This is a genomic window from Corynebacterium sp. SA-MJD20WY100, assembly GCF_039822565.1.
In the GTDB taxonomy this organism is placed as follows: Bacteria; Actinomycetota; Actinomycetes; order Mycobacteriales; family Mycobacteriaceae; genus Corynebacterium; species Corynebacterium phoceense_A.
The window spans coordinates 23810-42877 of record NZ_JBCJKS010000022.1 but is presented as its reverse complement, the minus strand read 5'-3'; the positions used below and the strand labels follow the sequence as shown (position 1 = coordinate 42877).

The 19068-nt window shown below is 63.1% G+C and carries 16 protein-coding genes and 1 riboswitch; of the genes, 3 read left to right on the top strand and 13 right to left on the bottom strand.

Annotation, left to right across the window (positions count from 1 at the left end; genetic code table 11):
- Positions 1-159: 159 nt before the first annotated feature.
- Complete coding sequence (locus ABJ196_RS10940; protein WP_347307050.1) at positions 160-1743, bottom strand: bifunctional hydroxymethylpyrimidine kinase/phosphomethylpyrimidine kinase; 1584 nt, start codon at positions 1741-1743, stop codon at positions 160-162.
- A riboswitch (TPP riboswitch) is annotated at positions 1731-1833 on the bottom strand. It overlaps the preceding gene by 13 nt.
- A 100-nt stretch (positions 1834-1933) precedes the next feature.
- A complete protein-coding gene (locus ABJ196_RS10935) occupies positions 1934-3274 on the bottom strand; it encodes an NAD(P)/FAD-dependent oxidoreductase (RefSeq protein WP_347307048.1) in 1341 nt (446 codons plus the stop codon).
- Positions 3275-3475: 201 nt separating this feature from the next.
- Between ABJ196_RS10935 and ABJ196_RS10930 the strand changes: the two genes are divergently transcribed.
- Positions 3476-4759, top strand: a complete 1284-nt coding sequence (locus ABJ196_RS10930) for a class I SAM-dependent methyltransferase (RefSeq protein WP_347307046.1) — start codon at positions 3476-3478, stop codon at positions 4757-4759.
- A 73-nt stretch (positions 4760-4832) separates the two neighbouring features.
- On the opposite strand, the gene ABJ196_RS10925 is transcribed toward ABJ196_RS10930, so the two are convergent.
- The gene (locus ABJ196_RS10925) at positions 4833-6206 is read right to left on the bottom strand and encodes an MFS transporter (protein ID WP_347307044.1); all 1374 of its coding nucleotides are present in this window, start codon (positions 6204-6206) and stop codon (positions 4833-4835) included.
- Between the two features lie 295 nt (positions 6207-6501).
- Positions 6502-9423: an FAD-binding and (Fe-S)-binding domain-containing protein gene (locus tag ABJ196_RS10920; RefSeq protein WP_347307042.1), complete on the bottom strand. Its 2922-nt coding sequence runs from the start codon at positions 9421-9423 to the stop codon at positions 6502-6504.
- A gap of 58 nt (positions 9424-9481) precedes the next feature.
- Here ABJ196_RS10920 and ABJ196_RS10915 point away from each other — a divergent pair, with 58 nt between their 5' ends.
- Positions 9482-9622, top strand: a complete 141-nt coding sequence (locus ABJ196_RS10915) for a hypothetical protein (RefSeq protein WP_347307040.1) — start codon at positions 9482-9484, stop codon at positions 9620-9622.
- Positions 9623-9631: 9 nt separating this feature from the next.
- On the opposite strand, the gene ABJ196_RS10910 is transcribed toward ABJ196_RS10915, so the two are convergent.
- The 4 genes from ABJ196_RS10910 to ABJ196_RS10895 form a co-directional block, all read right to left on the bottom strand.
- Positions 9632-10543, bottom strand: a complete 912-nt coding sequence (locus ABJ196_RS10910; RefSeq protein ID WP_347307038.1) for a Dyp-type peroxidase — start codon at positions 10541-10543, stop codon at positions 9632-9634.
- A gap of 509 nt (positions 10544-11052) precedes the next feature.
- On the bottom strand, positions 11053-11220 hold the full coding sequence (locus ABJ196_RS10905; RefSeq protein WP_347307036.1) for a hypothetical protein: 168 nt from the start codon (positions 11218-11220) through the stop codon (positions 11053-11055).
- A gap of 39 nt (positions 11221-11259) precedes the next feature.
- Positions 11260-11964, bottom strand: a complete 705-nt coding sequence (locus ABJ196_RS10900) for a YceI family protein (RefSeq protein ID WP_257034550.1) — start codon at positions 11962-11964, stop codon at positions 11260-11262.
- Positions 11965-11966: 2 nt separating this feature from the next.
- The gene (locus ABJ196_RS10895) at positions 11967-12308 is read right to left on the bottom strand and encodes a hypothetical protein (protein ID WP_077210065.1); all 342 of its coding nucleotides are present in this window, start codon (positions 12306-12308) and stop codon (positions 11967-11969) included.
- A gap of 174 nt (positions 12309-12482) precedes the next feature.
- On the opposite strand from ABJ196_RS10895, the gene ABJ196_RS10890 reads away from it, so the two are divergent.
- A complete protein-coding gene (locus ABJ196_RS10890) occupies positions 12483-12860 on the top strand; it encodes an RNA polymerase-binding protein RbpA (protein ID WP_066488077.1) in 378 nt (125 codons plus the stop codon).
- 351 nt (positions 12861-13211) lie between these two features.
- Here the strand turns inward: ABJ196_RS10890 and ABJ196_RS10885 are convergent, their stop codons facing one another.
- The 5 genes from ABJ196_RS10885 to ABJ196_RS10865 form a co-directional block, all read right to left on the bottom strand.
- Entirely contained in the window at positions 13212-13853 is a 642-nt protein-coding gene (locus tag ABJ196_RS10885) for a hypothetical protein (protein WP_347307032.1), read from the bottom strand.
- A gap of 69 nt (positions 13854-13922) precedes the next feature.
- The gene (locus ABJ196_RS10880) at positions 13923-14756 is read right to left on the bottom strand and encodes a carbohydrate ABC transporter permease (protein ID WP_347307056.1); all 834 of its coding nucleotides are present in this window, start codon (positions 14754-14756) and stop codon (positions 13923-13925) included.
- A 90-nt stretch (positions 14757-14846) separates the two neighbouring features.
- The gene (locus ABJ196_RS10875; RefSeq protein WP_347307030.1) at positions 14847-15692 is read right to left on the bottom strand and encodes a sugar ABC transporter permease; all 846 of its coding nucleotides are present in this window, start codon (positions 15690-15692) and stop codon (positions 14847-14849) included.
- A 247-nt stretch (positions 15693-15939) separates the two neighbouring features.
- Complete coding sequence (locus ABJ196_RS10870; RefSeq protein WP_347307028.1) at positions 15940-17280, bottom strand: ABC transporter substrate-binding protein; 1341 nt, start codon at positions 17278-17280, stop codon at positions 15940-15942.
- A 515-nt stretch (positions 17281-17795) separates the two neighbouring features.
- On the bottom strand, positions 17796-19058 hold the full coding sequence (locus tag ABJ196_RS10865; protein ID WP_347307026.1) for a DUF4032 domain-containing protein: 1263 nt from the start codon (positions 19056-19058) through the stop codon (positions 17796-17798).
- Positions 19059-19068: the final 10 nt, after the last annotated feature.

Here is a 19068-nt window from a genome sequence, read left to right as displayed (position 1 = left end):
AAAAGCACGCAACACACAATGCTAGGGGAACATGTTTTCCTGTGGACAACCTGCGCCGGTTGCCCAATAGAGTGGGCAAAATCGGCCCGGTTATCCACAGAAACTAACGCTTCTCACGAGCATCTCAGTTTCACCGGCGCGTTCACGCCGCCGCCGAAGCTACCAGCGGCGGTCAGCCTGGTCGAAGAAGTCCACCTCGTGCCAACATGCCGCAAGGTAGGCGCGGGTGGCACGCGAGCGCGTGGCGGGGTCTGCGGCAGTGAGCGCTTCTTCGACGAGCGCGATGGCGGCGCGCACGCCGGTGAGGAATTCCTCGCCGCCGTATTGCGTGATCCAAGCGTTGTAGGGATGCTCGGGCGAGTTTTGGGCCGCAAGGTGGAGGCCGACCTCAGCGTAGAGCCAGTAGCAAGGCAGGACCGCGGCGGCACCGACGACGTAGTCGTCGGTGTGCGTCGTGGCGACGAGGAAGTCGGTGTAGGCGCTTGTCACCCGTGAAGGGGCGTTGAGCGCTGCAGAAGAGACCGTCGTGGTGTGGTGCGCAATCCAATCCTTGTGAAGGGACATCTCGACGGCGAGGCACTCGGCGGCACCCGAGGCCCAATGCAGCTGCGCGTCGGCGTCCGGTGCGAGGCCGGCTAAGCGCGCCAGCGCCTTCGAATACCGGTTGAGGTACTGCGCGTCCTGCGCCAGGTAAAAGGCGAAGTCCTCTTCGCGCAGCGTGCCGGTACCGAGCGCCTGGATGAAGGGCAGCTGCGTGATGGACTGCCAGGCGTCGCCGGTGAGCTCCCAGAGGCGGGCCGTCTCCGGGCCTGCAGCGGGAACGTGGGGCGCGGGGGCGGCCGCGGTACTCGTGACATCGCTGTAGAAGCGCGCCGGCACGGTGGAAGCCGCCGCCGCGAGGCGGCGGGCGCGGTGCCCATGGTCGACGGGGCCGTGACCCTGGCCGACCTCAAGGGCGGCCGCGTGGGAGATGGCCTCGTGGAGCCAGCGGGTGGACCAGGAGAGGGCATCGGAAAGCGAGTCGCCCGCGCCGAGCCGGGTGGCCAACGCTGAGGAGAGAGAACACCCCGTGCCGTGGGTGTGCGGGGTGTCCACGCGCGGGCAGGAGACACGACGGACGGCGCCATCCGGGGTGACGAGGGCATTATCGGCGAGGTCGCCGCGCAGGTGCCCGCCCTTGACGATGACGGTGGTGCGAGTGCTGGCGGACCATGCGGTGGCGTGGGCGATGGCCTCCTCGAGCGTGGTGGCCTCGGCCGTGTGGGTGAGCACGGCGAGCTCCTTGAGGTTGGGCGTGACCACGGTGGCACGTGCGCACAGCTCGCGCACGGCGGCCTCCGCGTCGCGGTCGAGAAGACGGAAGCCGCTTGTGGCCACCATGACGGGGTCGAGGACCACGGGCACGTCCGATAGTTGGTCGAGAAAGCGTGAGACCTCCGCCACGATGGCGGCGCTGCCCAACATGCCAATCTTCACCGCGTCAATGGTGACGTCTGAGGCCACGGCGGTAAGCTGCGCGCGGAGGAACTCGACCGGCGGGGTGTGGACCTCGCGCACGCCCTGGGTATTCTGCGCGACGAGAGCGGTCACGGCGGACATGCCGTAGCCGCCTGCTGCGGCGATGGATTTCAGGTCTGCCTGGATGCCGGCCCCGCCCGTGGGGTCCGTTCCGGCGATGGAGAGTACGCGGGGTACTGCAGGAATGCGCGCCGAAGCAGGCGCGCCAATAACGGCGTCGTTCACAACGATCCCTTCGCTAGCTCTAACTCAGTGCAGGTTCAATGGGTGTTTTCTCAGCCGCGGCTTCGAGCCTTGGCACCCCATGTTGCGCTCTCGACACTAACAAAGCACGGTGGGTGTGCGCGCGGTTTTGGGCATAAAAATCCCCCGTTCGCGATACAGCGAGACGGGGGAATGATGGGGAAGAGAAGACTTACGCGTCCTTGCCCATCTTGTTGCGGGCCAAACGCTGCTGGTCCGTGATTGCGAGGTTGCCGCGGACCGGGGAGACGGCGTTGATGAGCCAGTTCAGGGCCACGATGGCGCGGGAACGGAAGCCGACGAGGTATGCGACGTGGAGAGCCAGCCAGGCGATCCATGCCGGGAAGCCGGTCATTTCGGTCTTGCCCATCTTCACCACAGCGTTGAAGCGGGAGATGACGGCCATGGAGCCCTTATCGAAGTAGTCGAAGGCCTCCTTTTCGTTGGCAGTGGACTCCTCATCCAGCTTGGCCTCGATGAGCTTGGCAGCGTGTGCGCCACCCTGCATGGCGACCTGTGCCAGGCCCGGCAGACGGTTAAGACCCATCATGTCGCCGATGACGTAGACGTTGGAGTACTCGCCCAGGGTGAGGTCCTCGTTAACCGGGACGCGGCCTGCGCGGTCGGTCTCGACGCCAGCTTGTTCGGCAACCATCTTGCCCAGCGGGGAAGCGGCAACGCCGGCGGACCAGATCTTGACGCCAGCCTCGATGGTGGTCTCCTGCTCGGTCTTCATGTCCTTGTAGGTCACGGACTTCTCGTCCACGTTGGTGACCATGGCGTTGAGGCGTACGTCGACGCCCATCTTCTCCAGGGTGCGCTGTGCCTTGCGGCCCAGGCGCTTGCCGAACGGCGGCAGGACCTGCGGTGCACCGTCGAGGAGGTAAATCTTCGCAGACGACGGCGAGAAGTTGGAGAACTGGCCGTTGAAGGAGCGCTTGGCCATCTCGGCGATCTGGCCGGTGAGCTCGACGCCGGTCGGGCCGGCACCGACGATGACGAAGGTGAGGAGCTTCTCGCGCTCTGCCGGGTCATCGGTAAGCTCTGCCTTCTCGAAGGCGGCAATGATGTTGGCACGCAGCTCGAGTGCGTCATCCAGGGTCTTCATGCCCGGCGCGAACTCGGCGAAGTGGTCGTTGCCGAAGTAGGACTGGCCAGCGCCAGCGGCGACGATGAGGGAGTCGTACTCGAAGGTGCGCTCGGTGTCGTCCAGGGCCGCGGTGACGGTCTGGGCTTTGATGTCGATGTTCGTCACGTTGCCGTTGACGAAGTGGGCGTTGTCCTGGTCGCGCAGAATCTGGCGGGTGGACGGAGCGATCTCGCCGGAGGAGACGAGGCCGGTGGCTACCTGGTAGAGCATCGGCTGGAACAGGTGGTGGTTCTTCTTGTCGATGAGCGTGACGTCAACGTCAGCGTTCTTCAAGGACTTGACGGCGTTTAAGCCACCGAAGCCTGCACCAATAACGACGACGTGGTGGCGGCCGCCGTTGGGACGGAAAGCGTTCTCAGCCATGTGTGAGTAAAACCTCTCTTGAAAAATTTAAAGCCGTGTTTTAGCTACCCGTCTAGTGTAATAGGTTGCTCCTTGGTCGGCATAGTTTAGGTCACAAAATACTCCGGGCGCGCGGCCCCGCCTGGGCGCTGCGGCGTGCTGCGCCGCCTAAACTGGCGGGTATTGTCTGTCGTTCGCCGGTTCTAATGAGTAAGGGGCACCGTGAGCCATTCCCATCTTGACGCCATTGATGCGCAGCTGTGGCCAGGCGTGGCGGAGGTGCCCGTTGCGCGCTTTGGCGCGTGGCGTGCCCGGCGCGCGGAGGCTCAGTTTGCGCAGGCCTGCGACGCGGCGGGACTGGTGCTCGAAGGCGCTGACGCTGACCTGCGGGTCGCGCACGACGCGCTCTTCGACCGCCTCGCGCACGGCGGTTGGGTAGGCTTCGCGGAGTCCTACCTCGCCGGCGAGTGGACGACGCCGGACTCCGCGCATCTCGTGTGTGTCCTCAAGCGCCTGCTCGGTGCTGGGTACGCACCCAAGACCCCCGCAGTGCCCGAATCGCCCGCGACGGGCGGGGAGCTGCCCACAGAGCTAGTCAAGCTCTACGCCGGGGATCGCGTGAGCCACCAGGGCGGCATCTTTTCCACGGGCGTGCCCACGACGGTCCGCGAGTCTGTGCCGGCCTATGAGCGCTCCGGCGCCAAGGAGCACTTCGTCGACGTCACCCATCTGTCGGAGCCCACCGCCGTCGACCGCGAGGATTTGCGCTCTGCCCAAGAGCGCTCCGCAGCCTGGCTTGCCGATGCCACCCGTGTCGGCGCCGGCTCCCACGTCCTGGTTTTCCCGGCGACGGGTCTTCAGGCCGCCGTTCAGGCGGCCGAGCGCCGCGCCGTCGTCGATATTCTTACGGCTGACCCCGCGCGCGCCGAGGCGGTTCGCGAGCATCTCGTGCTCGCTGGCGTCTCTGACAACGTGGCTTGCCAGGATATCGAGCACCTCGTGCCGAGCCCGCAGGAATGGCGCGGCCGGTATGACGCGATCATTTCCATCGAGGCCCTGGAATCCCTGGGCAGTCGGGAGCGTGGACGCTACGTGCAGGCTATCGACCGGCTGCTCGATGCCAGCGGCCGCGCCGTGATCCAAACGACCGTCGCCACCGAGCAGATGACCGGCCCCGGCCGCGACGCGCTGGAGGCGCTCAAGGCCTACGTGTGGCCCGGTCTTGGACTGCTCACCGTCGCCGAGGTCAACAAGCTGGTCGAGCGTAGCACCGGCCTGCGCATTGTGGCCCAGACCCACACCGGACCGCACTACCGAGAGTCGCTCGAGCACGAGCGTTCCTTCTTCGTGGGCCACCTCCGCGAGGCCGCCGCCGCCGGCTTCGACCCGGTCTACCGCCGCCTGTGGACCTATCAATTCGCGCTGCGCGAGGCGCTCTTCGCGCTCGGCATGGCGGACTCCGTCCAGTTCACGCTCGTCCACCGCAATCGCGGCGGCCGCCGTTAGTCCAGCCGAGCTCGCACACGAGAAATCCCCCGCGCTCCTGTTCGAGAGCGGGGGAATTGGTCTGTGTGGGGGTTTAGACCTCGGTGAGGTCGACCTTGCTCATCTCGCGCATCGCGATGATGGCGACCAGGGAGATGGCGGAGACGATGATGAGGTAGTAGCCGACGGCGGCGACTCCCTGCGTCTTTACCAGCCAAGTGGCGATGAATGGCGCAACCGCAGCGCCCAGGATAGAGGAGACGTTGTACGCGATACCAGAACCGGTGTAGCGCACGTTGGTCGGGAACAGCTCGGGCAGGACCGCAGACATTGGGCCGAAGATGAGGCCCATAATGAACATGCCGAGCGTGAGGAAGGCTAGGACGGAACCGGTGGTCGCTGTTTCGATGTCCAGGAAGAACGGGAACGTGAAGCCGAAGGCTATCATGATGGCGGAGGTCACCGTGAGGACCGGTTTGCGGCCGTACTTATCAGCCAGCAGCGAGGCGACGGGGATGCCGGCCATGAAGGCGAAGATGGAGACCAGCTGGATTTCCAGGAACTGGATGTACGGGATGTTCAGACCCAAACCCTTGGAGCTATCGCCGATGCCGTAGGACAGGATCCAGGTGGTGACCAGGTAGAACAGCGTGTAGCAGGACACCATGACGAAGGTGCCGATCAGGGTGGGCAGCCATGCAGTCTTGAAGACCTCAAGGATGGGGGACTTGGCCTTCTTGCCGGAGTCCACAGCCTGCTGGAAGACCGGAGTTTCTTCCAGTTTCAGGCGGACGTAGAGACCGATGAGGACCATCACCGCGGAGCCCAGGAACGGCAGGCGCCAGCCCCACTCCATGAACGTGCCCGTCGTGTCGCCACGGTGGTAGTCCATGGTGGCGACCAAGGCGAGGAAGAAACCATTAGCGAGAAAGAAGCCGAACGGGGCGCCGAACTGCGGCCACATGGCGGCCGACGCACGCTTGCCGTCTTCGGCAGTCTCGGAGGCCAGCAGGGCCGCGCCGGACCACTCGCCGCCCAGGCCCAGGCCCTGGCAGAAGCGCATGAGCGCCAGCAGCGCGGGTGCGAGGATGCCCGCGGTGGCATAGGTGGGCAGGATGCCGATGATGAAGGTGGCGATACCCATGGTGAGCAGCGCGCCCACCAGGGTGGCCTTGCGGCCGATGCGGTCACCGAAGTGGCCGAAGACGACCGAGCCCAGCGGGCGGGCAACGAACGCGAGGCCAAAGGTGGCGAAGGACTGGAGCAGTGCAACCGTGGGGTCTTCGGTCTTCGGGAAGAAGAGGAAGGGGAACACGGCGACGGCAGCCGTGGCATAAATATAAAAATCGTAGAACTCGATGGTGGTGCCGATGGTCGACGCGAAAGCGATGCGTCGACGATCGTGCTTAGTCAACTGTGCCGTCGTGGTAGTGGCGGCGGGTGCTGTGGCAGTTGCGGTTGTGGTCACGGCAAGCCCTCCTTGTGCATTAAGAGAAATGAAGTTTCTATCACCCAATCGGTGAATGCGCTCAAGCTTAATATCTCACGTAATGAAATTGCAAGCTCATTGTGTGAAATTCTTTAAACTAGCCCATCGCTTTCTCCCGCGCGTTTCGTCTGCGCTCCAAGACTCCGAGGTCAACCCGAAAAATGACAACTGCCCGCCCTCGTTACAACGAAGGCGGGCAGCGGTTCCACGGCGTGTCGCATCGTTCCACAGAATGAAACGTGCGCGTTGAGACGCGGTGGGCTATGCGGGAAGGCTACGGCGTGACCACTGGGCGGGATGCGCGCTCGAGCAGCACGGCAATGGAGTCGTACGTGCGGCCGGTCATCATCTCCAAGCCCATCTCGCACGTGCGGTTGTCCGAGACAAACGCGTCGAAGTGCTCCGCGTCGAGGGAGGCGCGCTCCTCGCGGGTCGCAGACTCGACAAGCTCTGGGTGGAGCAGCCCGCGGTCGCCGGCGGTGCCACAGCACATCGCCCCCTCCGGCACCTTGGCCTCGCCGCACGCGTTGGCCAGGGCCAGCAGCGAGTCACTGATACCCATGTGGTGCGTCGAGCATGTCGGGTGGACGGCGATTTTGCCCATGGAGTGGACGATGGGCAGGTGCTCAATGACCTCGTCGCGCAGCCATTCCACGACGTCCATAATGCGCAGGTCTTCCCACAGCTCGCGGTCGGCGGGCTCGAGGGCATCCGGCACGTTGTCGAGCAGGCCATGCGTGCAGCTGGCTGCGTCCACGATAATGGGGAGCTTGCCGTGCTCCGACCAGTGCCACAGGTCGCGCACGATCTTCTGCGCCTGGTACGTGAAGCCCTCCGTGTAACCCTTGGAGGACCATGGCGTGCCACAGCAATCGCCCGTCACGTCGTTCGGAATCCATACCGGCTGGCCGGCGCGGCGGCCGAGCTCCACGATGGCGCGCGGCAAGTCGACGGAATCCGGCGCCGCACCCGCCGGGCGGCCAAAAATGCGGTTGATGCAGGCGGGGAAGTACACGGCGCCCGCGCCCTCACGCGGGGTCTCTGGCAGGCGCGAGGCGCCCTTGGGTAGCGGACCCGGCACCGTGGGCAGTAGGTCCGGGCTCACGACGTTGCGCGCGAGGTTCGCACCGAGCTCGAGCGGCTGATGCGGAATCTTATTCGCAGAAATGATGCCGGCGCGGGCAAGCTTCTCCACGACGTCCCACTTCTGGGCAGTGGTGAGAGCGACTTTTTCCGACTTCGGCGTAGCCTGCTGGCGGCGCAGCTGCTTCATGACGGCACCAGTGTCGATGCTGATCGGGCACGGAATGGAGCACGTGCCGTCCGCGGCGCACATGTCCACGGCGTCGTACTGGTACTCCTCCTGCAGCTTGGCCAGGACCTCGGAACCCTCCGGCTGGCGGGCCATCTCGCGGCGCAGCACAATGCGCTGGCGCGGGGTCACGGTTGCGTGTCGCGACGGGCACACCGGTTCACAGAAGCCGCACTCCACGCACGGATTGATGGTGTCTTCGACCTTGGGGAAGGACTTGAAGTTCTTGAGGTGCACCTTCTCGTCGCGCGTGAGTTTGACGTTGGGCGCGAGGATTCCGTGCGGGTCGAGCATATGCTTAACCTCCCACATGAGCTCCCAGGCTTCCTCGCCCCACTCGTGCTTGAGGAATGGCGCCATGTTCACGCCGGTGCCGTGCTCTGCCTTCATAGAACCCTGGTACTTGTCGATGACCAGCTCCGCCAGGTCGTCAAGGAAGTCCGAGTATTGTTGGCGCTCTTGCGGATCGTCGAGGCGCGGCAGCAGGAAGAAGTGCAGGTTGCCGAAGGCAGCGTGGCCCATGACGGACTCCGGGAAGCCGTACTTCGCCTGGAGATCCATGAGGTCTGCTGCGGCATCGCCGATCTGCGCCGGCGGGAAGCACACGTCTTCCGTGATGTACGTCGTGCCATTGGGTCGGCCCGCGCCCAACAGACCGTAGAGGCCGTTGCGTAGTTCCCATGCGCCGCGCATGCCCTCTGCCGAGGTCTCGAATTCGAGCGGACGCAGGAGCGGGGCATCGGCAAGCACGGCGTGCAGGCGGCCGAGTGCCGCCTGGAGATCGGCCTCATCCGTGCCGCCCATCTCCACGAGCAGCGCTGCGGCGTCGTCGTCAATGGTGCGCCAGCTCTCCGGTGCGTGCGCGTAGTGGTCAGCGGACAGGCGCATGACCGGCGCGATGAGGAGCTCGCAGGCCTCCGCGCCCGCCTCCATGATTGGATGTACATACTTCGCGGCGTCCCGCAGATTGGGCAGCTCGACCCACGTCGTAGCCTTGACGCGCGGCAGCTTCACCGTGTTGATGACGGATTCCGTGATGGCGCCGAAAATCCCCTCGGAGCCCACGAGCAGGCGCTTGAGGATATGGACCGGCTCGTCCTCGTCGAGGAACGCATCGAGGCGCAGACCGTTGGTGTTGCGGATGGAAAACTTCCGGCGCAGGAACTCCACCATGTCCGTATTCGCGCGCAGGCGATCGCGGAACTCGAGAAGCTGTGCATGCAGCTCTGGCTCCTGGGCCTTCAACGCGGCGTCGCCCTTCGTCGTATCGACGATGGTGCCCGACGGCAGGACGAAGGTGAGTTCGTCCACGCAGTGGTATGCGTCGCGCTCGAGCGAACAGCGCATGCCGCCCGAGTTATCCGCGAGCACGCCGCCGATGGTGCACACCGACGTCGATCCCGGGTCCGGTCCCAGCATGAAACCATGGCGGCCGAGGACCGCCTGCGCGTCGCCCAAGATGACGCCTGGACGCGACCACAGCTTGGCGCCGTTATCGCGCACCTCCATGCCCATGAAGTTGGTCTTCACGTCGACGAGAATGTCGTCCGACATGGCCTGGCCATTGAGCGACGTGCCCGCCGCGCGGAAGGTCATGTGGCGGCTGTTCTCGCGGCAGTACTTCATGAGCTTGGACAAATCATCTGCGCTGCGTGCTGAGACGACGATATTCGGAATGGCGCGGTACGGGCCAGCATCCGAGGAAAAGCGCACGAGGTCGGTGAGGCGTCCGTGGACGTTTTCCTCGCCGACGATGGCCTCCATGTCGCGGATGAGCGACAGGGGAGAGCCATTGATGTATTTCGTGGGGACGGCATCGGGCTGGCTCGTCGCGTCGACGGGCCGCCCGATCTTCGAGGAATCCGGGCTGAGGAGCTTGTGCATACTCACTAACTTATCGCCGTGTACCTATCGACCGATAGTAAGCGCGGCCTAAAAAGGGGTGGCCATCCAGAACCGCATTGGCTTCGTCTGTGGCTACTTCCTGGCCAAAGCCACCCGCCAGCGCGAGGCCGCCGCGCGCACCGCGGCCATCGAGGTCGCCACGCAGAACTCCGTCCTGGCACCGCGCCTTAGCATTTAAAACTGCAGGCTAGGGAAGTGGCAGTTCACTGAACTCACCCATGAGGGTAAGGCTCGGCACGAAGAAGTTCGTGCCCGTCACGGCCGTGGAAAAGTCCAGGATACGGTCGTAATTGCCCACCGGATCGCCGATGAACATATTGCGCAGACGCTCGTTGATGAACTCCGGGTCGCGCGCGTAACCGATGAAGTACGTGCCCATTTCGCCCGAGGCGAAAGAACCAAACGCCATGTTCTCGCGGTAGATATCCTCGTCCAGGTCGTTGAGCGCAACGTGGGAGTTGGACGGCTTGACGTCGTCATCCATCTCGATGTCGTCGACCTTGGACCGGCCAATGACGTCTTCTTGTTCCTCGACGGTGAGCTGCGCCCACGCCTTGAGATCGTGCGTGTACTTCTGCACGGTGACATAGGAACCACGCGGGTAGTCAGCGTCCTCGGGTAGGAGGACGGTCTCGAGAGCCTCGTTATCCGTCGGGTTGGCCGAGCCGTCCACGAAGCCCAGTAGGTCGCGGCCGTCCAGGTACTTGAAACCCTGCGTCTCATCGAGAACGCGCACCGCGTCACCGAGCTTCGTGAGAATCTGCGACGCCAGCTCGTGACATACGTCATAGGACTCCGCGCGGAAATGGAAGAGGAGATCGCCCGGCGTTGATGGGGCTGTGTGCTTGCCCTGGGAGATTTCCTCAAACTCCTTAAGTCCCGCCGGTACGGGCGCGGACGTGAGCCGCGGCCAGAGCTTCGCGCCAATGCCGATGACCGCGAAAAGATCCTCGGCGCTATAACGGAAATTCAGCGACTTGACCAGACCCTTGAATCCGCCGATGAGGTCGCGGACGGCATCTTCGCCACCCGGAGTGACGCCGAGAACGAGGAACAGGGCGGCGCGCGAGGGCTTGTCAACGATGTGCTGAATAGTCATGGACTCAATATTAAGGCTTCGGCGTCTGTGTCACGGGGATTGCGCGCAGAAATTTGCCAGATAAGCCCCAACGTGGGGAAGTCTTCTCATCGCTGTTTTGACATAATGTACATTATCGGACATTTATCACGATCTGCATGTTATCGCGCAGCGCTTGCCGATGCCCCCAATATCGCCCGCCGCATTCCCGTCCACCGTCCGCTGGCGCACCGTTGTACTTGCCTTGGCTTCAGCGTCCTTCGCTGAGCCTGTCGCCAGAAAACCCTTTGGCACGTCCGGGCTCATCGTGACTCCGAAACCGACGCAGAACTATTCAGTCTCTTATGGCAGCCGAATGTATAGAACGAGTCTTTCGGCGCTGTTGTGTCGCTGTGATCCGATTGCGCCGCTGAGGGCGAAAATTCCCCCCTCTCCCCGTGTGCTCGAAAAACCCTATTAACGTAACAGTTACGAAACTAACGCTATGGAGCGGACGTTGGTTCGGCAGCCTGTGTGCTGCGATCGTGGGCTTAGTCGCGGTTTCGATACGCGGCGACGAGTTGCCAGATGCTGAGCAACGCCAACAGCCCCGCGATGCCCGCGACGATCCACATCTTCTGCGTGGCGACGAAAACCGTAAACGCGATGACAACGATGAGCCGGAACCAGATAACCGGAATCATGACGCGAGAGTTCATACGAGTGCTTCCCTTGGACGCTGCGTGCGTGGCGCGTGCTTAGTTGGCTTGCTTGAACGAGATACGGATGTTGATGAAGCCGTCCTCGTCGATCTTAGCGGCGATGAGCTCCGGCGTATTGACGTCGTAGTCCGTGCGGTTGATGGGAATATCGCCGCCGACGACGAGCTCCTTGCCATCGCGCAGGACGTCGAAGTCCTCGGTGACCTCGTGCGTCTGATCCTTGATGGTGAGATCGCCGGTGAGGCTGACCTTGCCGATTGTGCCATCGTCTGGGACGGCGGAGAGATCGACCGGCTTGGTGACCGTGAAGGTGGCCTCCGGGTACGTCGTGGTCTCAAAGAGCTTGGACTTCATGTTCTGATCGCGGACCTTCTTGTCCGTGGTCAGCTCGTCCATGTCCACCGTGATGGTGCCCTGCTCAAGGACATTATTTTCAATTGTGGCGTCGCCGCTCACGGCCGTGGTCGAACCGGACGTATCTTTCTTCTCGGCAGGCAGCACCTCGTGGAAGGTAAAGCCCACAGACGTGTGGTTGTCCGGCTTGCCCTTCGTCACCGTCCAGTCGCCATCGAGCTCAACCTCAGCGGCCTTCGCGTGGCTCGCGTTGACGCCCTCGGTCTGGACGCCGCGGCCGGACACGAGAGAAATAACCAGCGGCACGAACGCAACGAGCGTGAGCAGCACGATGATCACGATGAAAATGGTGATAACGAGCTTGCGGTTCGCTAAAAGATTCTTCATTGCTATTTCAATTCCTCCAAACGGCGAGCGAGTTCTACCAGCTCGTCGCACAGTTGTTTAACCTCGTGAGCGTCGGCGCCCTCGCTCGTTGCCGTGGCGATGTCCTCGGCCGAACACCGCAGTTCAAAAAGCCCATCGCGCAGGCTGTCAGCCCGGGCGCGCGTCATGATGACTGCGTCTGAAGGAATGGTGGTTCCGGAGACGTTATGACGCTGCTCGTAGGCGCGTTGTTTGCATGCAGGACTGCAGAACTTGCGGGGCCGTCCGCGACCAGTTGAGTGCAGTTCGCGACCGCACCATTGGCACGTTGCGGGGCGCTGTCGCTGGCCAAAAGTTTGAGTCACTTAGGCGATCTTAGCCCACTTTGCGCGCTTTGGGAACAAACGCACCCAGTGGTCCGTTATACTTATATACCTTGTGTGGACGGTCTCGCTCTCCCCTGCTTCGCCCCGCGGCGCGGCAGAGCCGAACGAGTGCGTTCACGGCCGGACTAGAAGCAGAAAAAGGATGATGAGGCAATGGCAGATCGCGTACTGCGCGGCAGCCGTATGGGCGCCGTAAGCTATGAAACCGACCGCGACCACGATCTCGCGCCGCGTCAGATGGTGAAGTACCGCACCGAAGACGGCGACGTATTCGAGGTTCCCTTCGCGGACGAGGCCGAAATCCCCGAGGAATGGCTGTGCAAGAACGGTAAGTGGGGCACCCTCGTCGAGGGCGAGGGCGTCGAGTCCAAGCCAGCCAAGCCGCCGCGCACCCACTGGGACATGCTGCTCGAGCGTCGTTCCATCGACGAGCTTGAGGAGCTGCTGCAGCAGCGCATCGAGAACCTGCGCAGCCGCCGCCGCACTGCCGCTCGCTTGCTCAAGGAGCAGGAAGAGGCGCAGTCCAAGTAAGTCCCCCGCGAGACTTCCCCGAAGCACCCCGTCCCAGCACGCTGCTGGTGGCGGGGTGCTTCCGTGTTGTGCTGGCGCGCCCGTCCGCCGCCGAAAACACCGCAGGCCCCAACCCGAAGGTTGGGGCTTGCGGCGTCTCTATCTCTCTCAAGCGGTCCCTCTCGGCGGTGTCTCACGCCGCCGCCCCGGAACCAGGGGCTCTCATCTCTCTCACGATATGCGCTCTCTCAAACGCATGAACTCATTATGGGACACGGAGCTGCTCGGACGCTTCCGCGCAACTTCGCGTTGGCTGGCAATTCCTGGCAGTTTCCTGCTGGACTCTCCCCCTACGCTGTGCTCGACTCCGGGCTAGCTCCTCGCGTTGTCTTTGACGGACAGCGCCGGCCACTGCAGCGCGAGCTCGCCCAGATAGATGGCCAGCGCAGGCCCCACCGCGACGACGAAGAAGAGCCAGCCGCCCCACGCGCTCGGCACGAAGAAGGGAAAGCCGAGGAGCAGCGCCCACGGCACCAGCGCGAGAAGCGTGCGCGGAAGGAAGCGCACGGCGGACGTCGCGGCGGCGGCGAGACGGTGGGTGAAGGGGGCATCGGCAAGCTGGGTGTCCAGATGGAAGAACCAGACAGTGATGCCGGCGAGCACGATGAGGCCTGAGAGCAGGCCCGCGCGGAGAACGAGGCCCGCGGTGCCGAGCTCGGCGCGGGCGATGATGGCGAACTCATAGGCGGCCAATGCACCCACGGCGAGGACAATAAGCCACCATGCGGAGTTGACGCCCGGGCGCACGAGCAGGCGGCGCAGGAATGCCCGCCCGCGGCTGGTGCCTTCCTCGCGGACCATGTCCCCAATGACGTCGTGCGCGGTGCGCAGGCTCATGCCCGCCGTGAAGACGGGGAAGCTGGAGACCACGAGCAACACGTTGACGATGACCAAGTCCGCGAAGAGGGAGAGCACTTCGTAGAACTTGGACTCGGGTCCCAGGAATCTATTCATAAGCCTCTACCCTATTCGATGGACATGGAAACGCCCCGCACAGGCCGTGCGGGGCGGAGTGCGTGGCATTTAGCCCTTGACGGCGCCGGCGGCGACGCCTTCGATGATGTGCTTCTGCGTCACGAAGTAGAAGATGACGATCGGGATGATGGCGAGCACGAGCATGGCCATCATGGCGCCCATGTCGCGGTTACCGTTGGAGCCGACGAAGGATTGGACGACGACCGGGATGGTCTTGTACCGGGTGGACAGGCCGATGACGAGGTACGGCAGGAGGTAGTCGTTCCAGACCCACATGGCATTGAGGATGGCCACCGTGACGGCGGTGGGCTTGAGCATGGGCAGGACCACCTTGAAGTAGTTCTGGATGGGGCCGCAGCCGTCGATCATGGCGGCTTCCTCGATTTCCAGTGGGATGGACTTGACGAAGCCAGCGAACATAAACACCGACAGGCCGGAGCCGAAGCCCAAGTAAAGTACGACGATGCCCAGCGGGTTGTTGAGGTGGAGCATATCTGCGATCTTCACCGTGGGGAACATGACCATCTGGAACGGGATAATCATGGACACGACGAAGAGGTAATACAGGAGGTTCGTCCACCACGTCTTCACGCGGGTGATGTAGTACGCGGTCATCGCGGAGAAGAACACGATGACGGCGACGGACAGGATGGTGATGACAAACGACCACAGGGTGGCCTCGAGGAAGCCCTGCTTCATCAGGCCTACTGCGAAGTTCTCAAACCCGACGAAGGTCTCGCCCACCGGAATGGAAAACGGGTCCGAGGAAATGGCGAACTTCGACTTAAACGAGTTGATGAGGATGAACAGAATGGGGCCGAGGAAGACGACGGTGAAGAACGCGAGGACGGCGTAGATGACTGTCTTCGCGCCGCCAGACATCTTGGTCGCGTTGTCCGTGGGCAGCTTGTGGACCTTGGCCGCGGCCTTCTTGGCCTCGTGCGGGTTGTCGGTGATGGGAGCAGTCATGGTTTAGGCCTCGACTTCCTTGCTGCGGGTCGCGCGTAGCTGGACGTACGCGATGACGACCACGACGGCGACGAAGATGACGGCCTTGGCCTGGCCCACGCCTTCGACGTTCATGCGGTTAAAGAGGGTATTGACGATATTGAGGGCGACCATCTCGGTCTGCCCTCCCGGCGCACCGTTGGTGAGCGCCAGGTTCTGGTCGAAGAGTTTGAAGGAGTTCGCCAGGGTAAGGAAGAGACAGATGGTAATCGAGGGCATGACCATGGGGATGGTGACGTGGCGCAGCATCTCCCATTTGCTCACGCCGTCGAGCTCGGCGGCCTCGATGAGCTCTGGCGGAACGTTCTGCAGGCCCGCGATGTAGATGATCATCATGTAGCCCACGAGCTGCCAGTTGAGCAGCATGATAAGGCCGGCGTAGCCGAACTTCCAGTCCGCGCTGATCGTCGTGGCGTAATGCGACAGCACCGCGTTAATCATGGTCTGCCAGGTGTAGCCCAGCACGATGCCGCCGATGAGGTTCGGCATGAAGAAGACCGTGCGGAAGAAGTTGGTGCCCTTGAGCTTGCGTGTGAGCATCCACGCGAGCATGAAGGAGAAGATGTTGACCGTGATGACGGAGACGATGACGACGAGCACCGTGAAGAGGAACGCGTCGATGAAGCCCTCGCGTTCAGAGAAGGCCTTGGTGTAATTGCTCAGGCCGACCCACTTGGCGTTGGTGATGGTGGTGAACTTCGTGAACGACAGGAAGAAGCCGATGACGAAGGGCACGAGGAACGCGATGAGGAACGCGAGGAGGGTGGGCAAGACGAAGACTGGGAAGTACTTCTTCAGTGTTGCTTGCATAAATATCTCACCTAATTTGGTTGGTGTGCGAGGGGCTCTGCGGCGAGCCCGGAGTCATTCGCAGGAGAATGTGCTGGTGCTTCCCTGCCGTAGGTGCCAGAGGTGGCCGGAAGGAACCAGCACACGCCCCTGCGCCACGCCACCGGCCGGGAACGGGTGTCGGCGGCGAGGGTAGGTTCCGCGGAGGCGGCCCGGTAGGGCTTTGGGCCGCGGCGTATCAGGCGTGCGGGCGGGTGGGCCTGCTCGCCTACTCGGACCAGTTGGCTTCCTTCTCGGCCTTCCAGTCATCCTTGAACTGGGTGACGACGTCCTCCCACTTCATGGTGCCGGAGGCGTACTGGCTCAGCGCCTGGCCGAAGTCGTCCTTGAACTGCTGGGACGGGAAGTACTGGAATGCCCACGGAATGGTCGTGATGTCCTTGTTGGAGATAGCCTCCTGGATCTGCTTGGCCAGCGGGTCATTCGGGGTGTCGGTCTCGCTGTAGGAGTTGAACGGCGCGATGAAGCCCAGGTCGTTGATGACGTGCTGCTTGCCCTCATCCGAGGTAAACAGCCAATCGACGAAATCCTTGGTGGCCTGCTGGTCGGCCTCAGAAGCATTGGCGTTCACGCCGAGGTAGTTCTCCGTGCCCACGTTGAGGCCGAAGTCCTGCTCATCCGGCAGGCCCATGTACATGGGCAGGAACTTGATCTTGTCTTCCTTGACCACGTTGCCCTTGGTCTCGGAAATCTGGGACCATGCCCAGTTACCGTTCTGGACCATGGCGGCCTTACCCTGTGCGAACTCGGCCATGGAGTCGGAGACGGTCTTCGCTGGGGCCAGGGTCTTCTCCACGGTGGAGTCGGTGAGGTACAGGTCGAGGAGGTTCTTGTACTCGTTGGAGTACTTGAACTCGACCTCCGTCTTATCCTCGACGCCGTCGTCCTGGAACTCCTGCCAGATCGGTGCGTTGGCCAGGTGGGTCTGCCAGCGCCAGTCCTCGCCCGGGGTAAGCGAGGTGGAAGCGAAGGCGCCCTCGATGCCGAGCTCGCCCTTCTTGGCCTGCATGTCGTCCGCGACTTCCTTGAGCTTGTCGAAGCTCGTGATTTCGTCCGTGGACTTGATCTTCGCGCCGGGCAGCGCGATGTACTTGTCGAAGATCTCCTGGTTGATGATGATGCCGAAGCCCTCGACGGCGAACGGCACGCCCTTCGTGGTGCCCTCGTCATCCTGAAGCGCCGGGACGTCCTCGGTGAGCTCCTGGGCAATCTTGGTGTCAGACATGTCAGCCATGTAGTCCTGCCACGTGATGAAGCCGGCGGGGCCGTTGACCTGGAAGAGAGTCGGGGCTTCATCCTTGCCGATTTCTGCCTTGAGCGTTTGCTCGTAGCTTCCCGATGCCGCCGTGACGACCTTGACGGGCACTCCGGTGCTCTCGGTGTACTCCTTGGCGATCTCCTGGTAGGCGGCGTCCTGCTCCGGCTTGAAGTTCAGGAAGTAGACGGAGCCGGAGTCATCCCCCGAATCGCCCGACGAGCAGGCAACGAGGGTGGTGGTGGCGAGCAGAGCGCTCAGGGAGATAGATGCGATGCGAGTAAGACGCTTCATCGGGTCCTCTTTCTAGGTGTGAAGCCCTACCCTGATGGTGCCGATGTTCGGCGGGCAAGGCTACGGAATGCCTGTGGAGTTATCCCCTGGTGGTCGCGTGGGAGCCTGAGTCAAGCTCGTCACTGGTCCTAACCACCGGGGTGGCGTCGTAGTACCTTGCCGCGGTGTGGACATGGCCAATGGTGACGATGCCCAGCCTTGTGTCCGTGAGTGTGGACTTTTCTGGTGTCCAAGGTGCTACTGACCTCAACAATCAGCTTAGTGATTCTATTGAGCTGGGCCAAACATGAATGTAACATGCGCGGTATTTTGTGACATGTTGCATAGGTTAACACAGTTAACTGCCCCTCATATAGGGGGGGTGAACGGGCATAAACGGTCTATGCTCGGTGTAAATTCGCGTCTGAAATCTTTTATACGGAGCGGAACGGTCCCATCCGGAACAAATCCCACCGTCCTGCGGTAGTGTCCACTTTCCTGCAGGCTATATCCTAAGGCGGCGTCGTCACTCCGGGTCACTCCGAGAGGGGTGGCTGGAGAAGCCGCGCCTCATCGCGGCGGCTGGGGAGGACTGTCGTGAGATAGGACTGCGTGGCCTCGGCCAAGGGCACGGCGGCGCCGCGATGCTCAGCCATGAACCACCTGTGGTCCGAAATCTCGTGGAAGAGCTGCGCGGGCTCGAGCTTGGAGCGTGCGTCTTCCGGCACGGCGGCGATGGTTGGCTCGTATTCCTCCGTGAGCCAACGGTGCGCCGCCTGCTCGAGGCTCGCCGCCTCGGAGCATTCCAAGGCGCGGAACGTGTGGATGGCACCCAGTAGGCGCTGTGCCTGGTGTTCCTCCGCCGACAGGCCGGTGAGCTCGAGGAGCAGGCGATGGTGGTGCCCCGGCGAGACGACAACGGGCCGCAGCGTGACGGTCGCGCGGTCGGCCTCGGTCTCGACGCTCAACTCCCCCACGTCGAAGCCCATGCTCGCCAGCCTTTCGACACGTTCGGTAATCCGCCACGGCTCGCCCGCGTCAATGGCTTCTTCCGCCGTGAGCTCACGCCACAAGTCCTCGTAGGACGACTCCACGAGCGTGCCCAGCGCGATGACGTCGATGTCCTCGGCGAGGTACCCGCCTGCCTGGAGGTCCATCATTTCGCCGATGATGTTGATGCGCGCGGTGTCGAGGTCGTAGGCACGGCGGGCATTGGAAAGCTGGGCCTGGAACTCCCCTGTCTCGGCGTCGACGAGGTAGGCCGAGTAGGTGTCTGCGTCGCGCCGGAAAAGCGTGTTGGACAGGGAGACGTCGCCCCAGTAAAACCCCAAAAGGTGCAGACGCACGAGCAGGACGGCAAGCGCCTGAATGAGTTTCTCCGGCTGGCCCGGCACCATGTCCTGCGAGAAGAGCTCGCGGTACGGCAACGAGAACTCGAGGTGTTCCGTAATAAGCGCCGCCGTGAGCTCGCCATCGCGCGGGTTATCGGGCTGGCGGCCAGTGATGACGGCGACCGGTGCCACTGACGGGGCGCCCACGCGCTGGAGTTCGCGCAGCATCTTGTACTCGTGGTGAGCCGTGCGCACGCCAATCTCCTTCACGGCCACGACGCCGGTGCGCGCGTCCACCCCCTGCGTCGGCGCGGCGCCGAGCTCGATAAACCGCACCACGTGGCGCGATATGCCGCGTGGCAGGGCCGTGATGAGCTCGGCTGGCCACTGCTCCAGCGGCACGCTCCAGGGCAGGGTGAGCAGCGCCGCCGCATAGGTCGACGACGTAATATTCATCGATTCGCGCACGGCGCCCTCC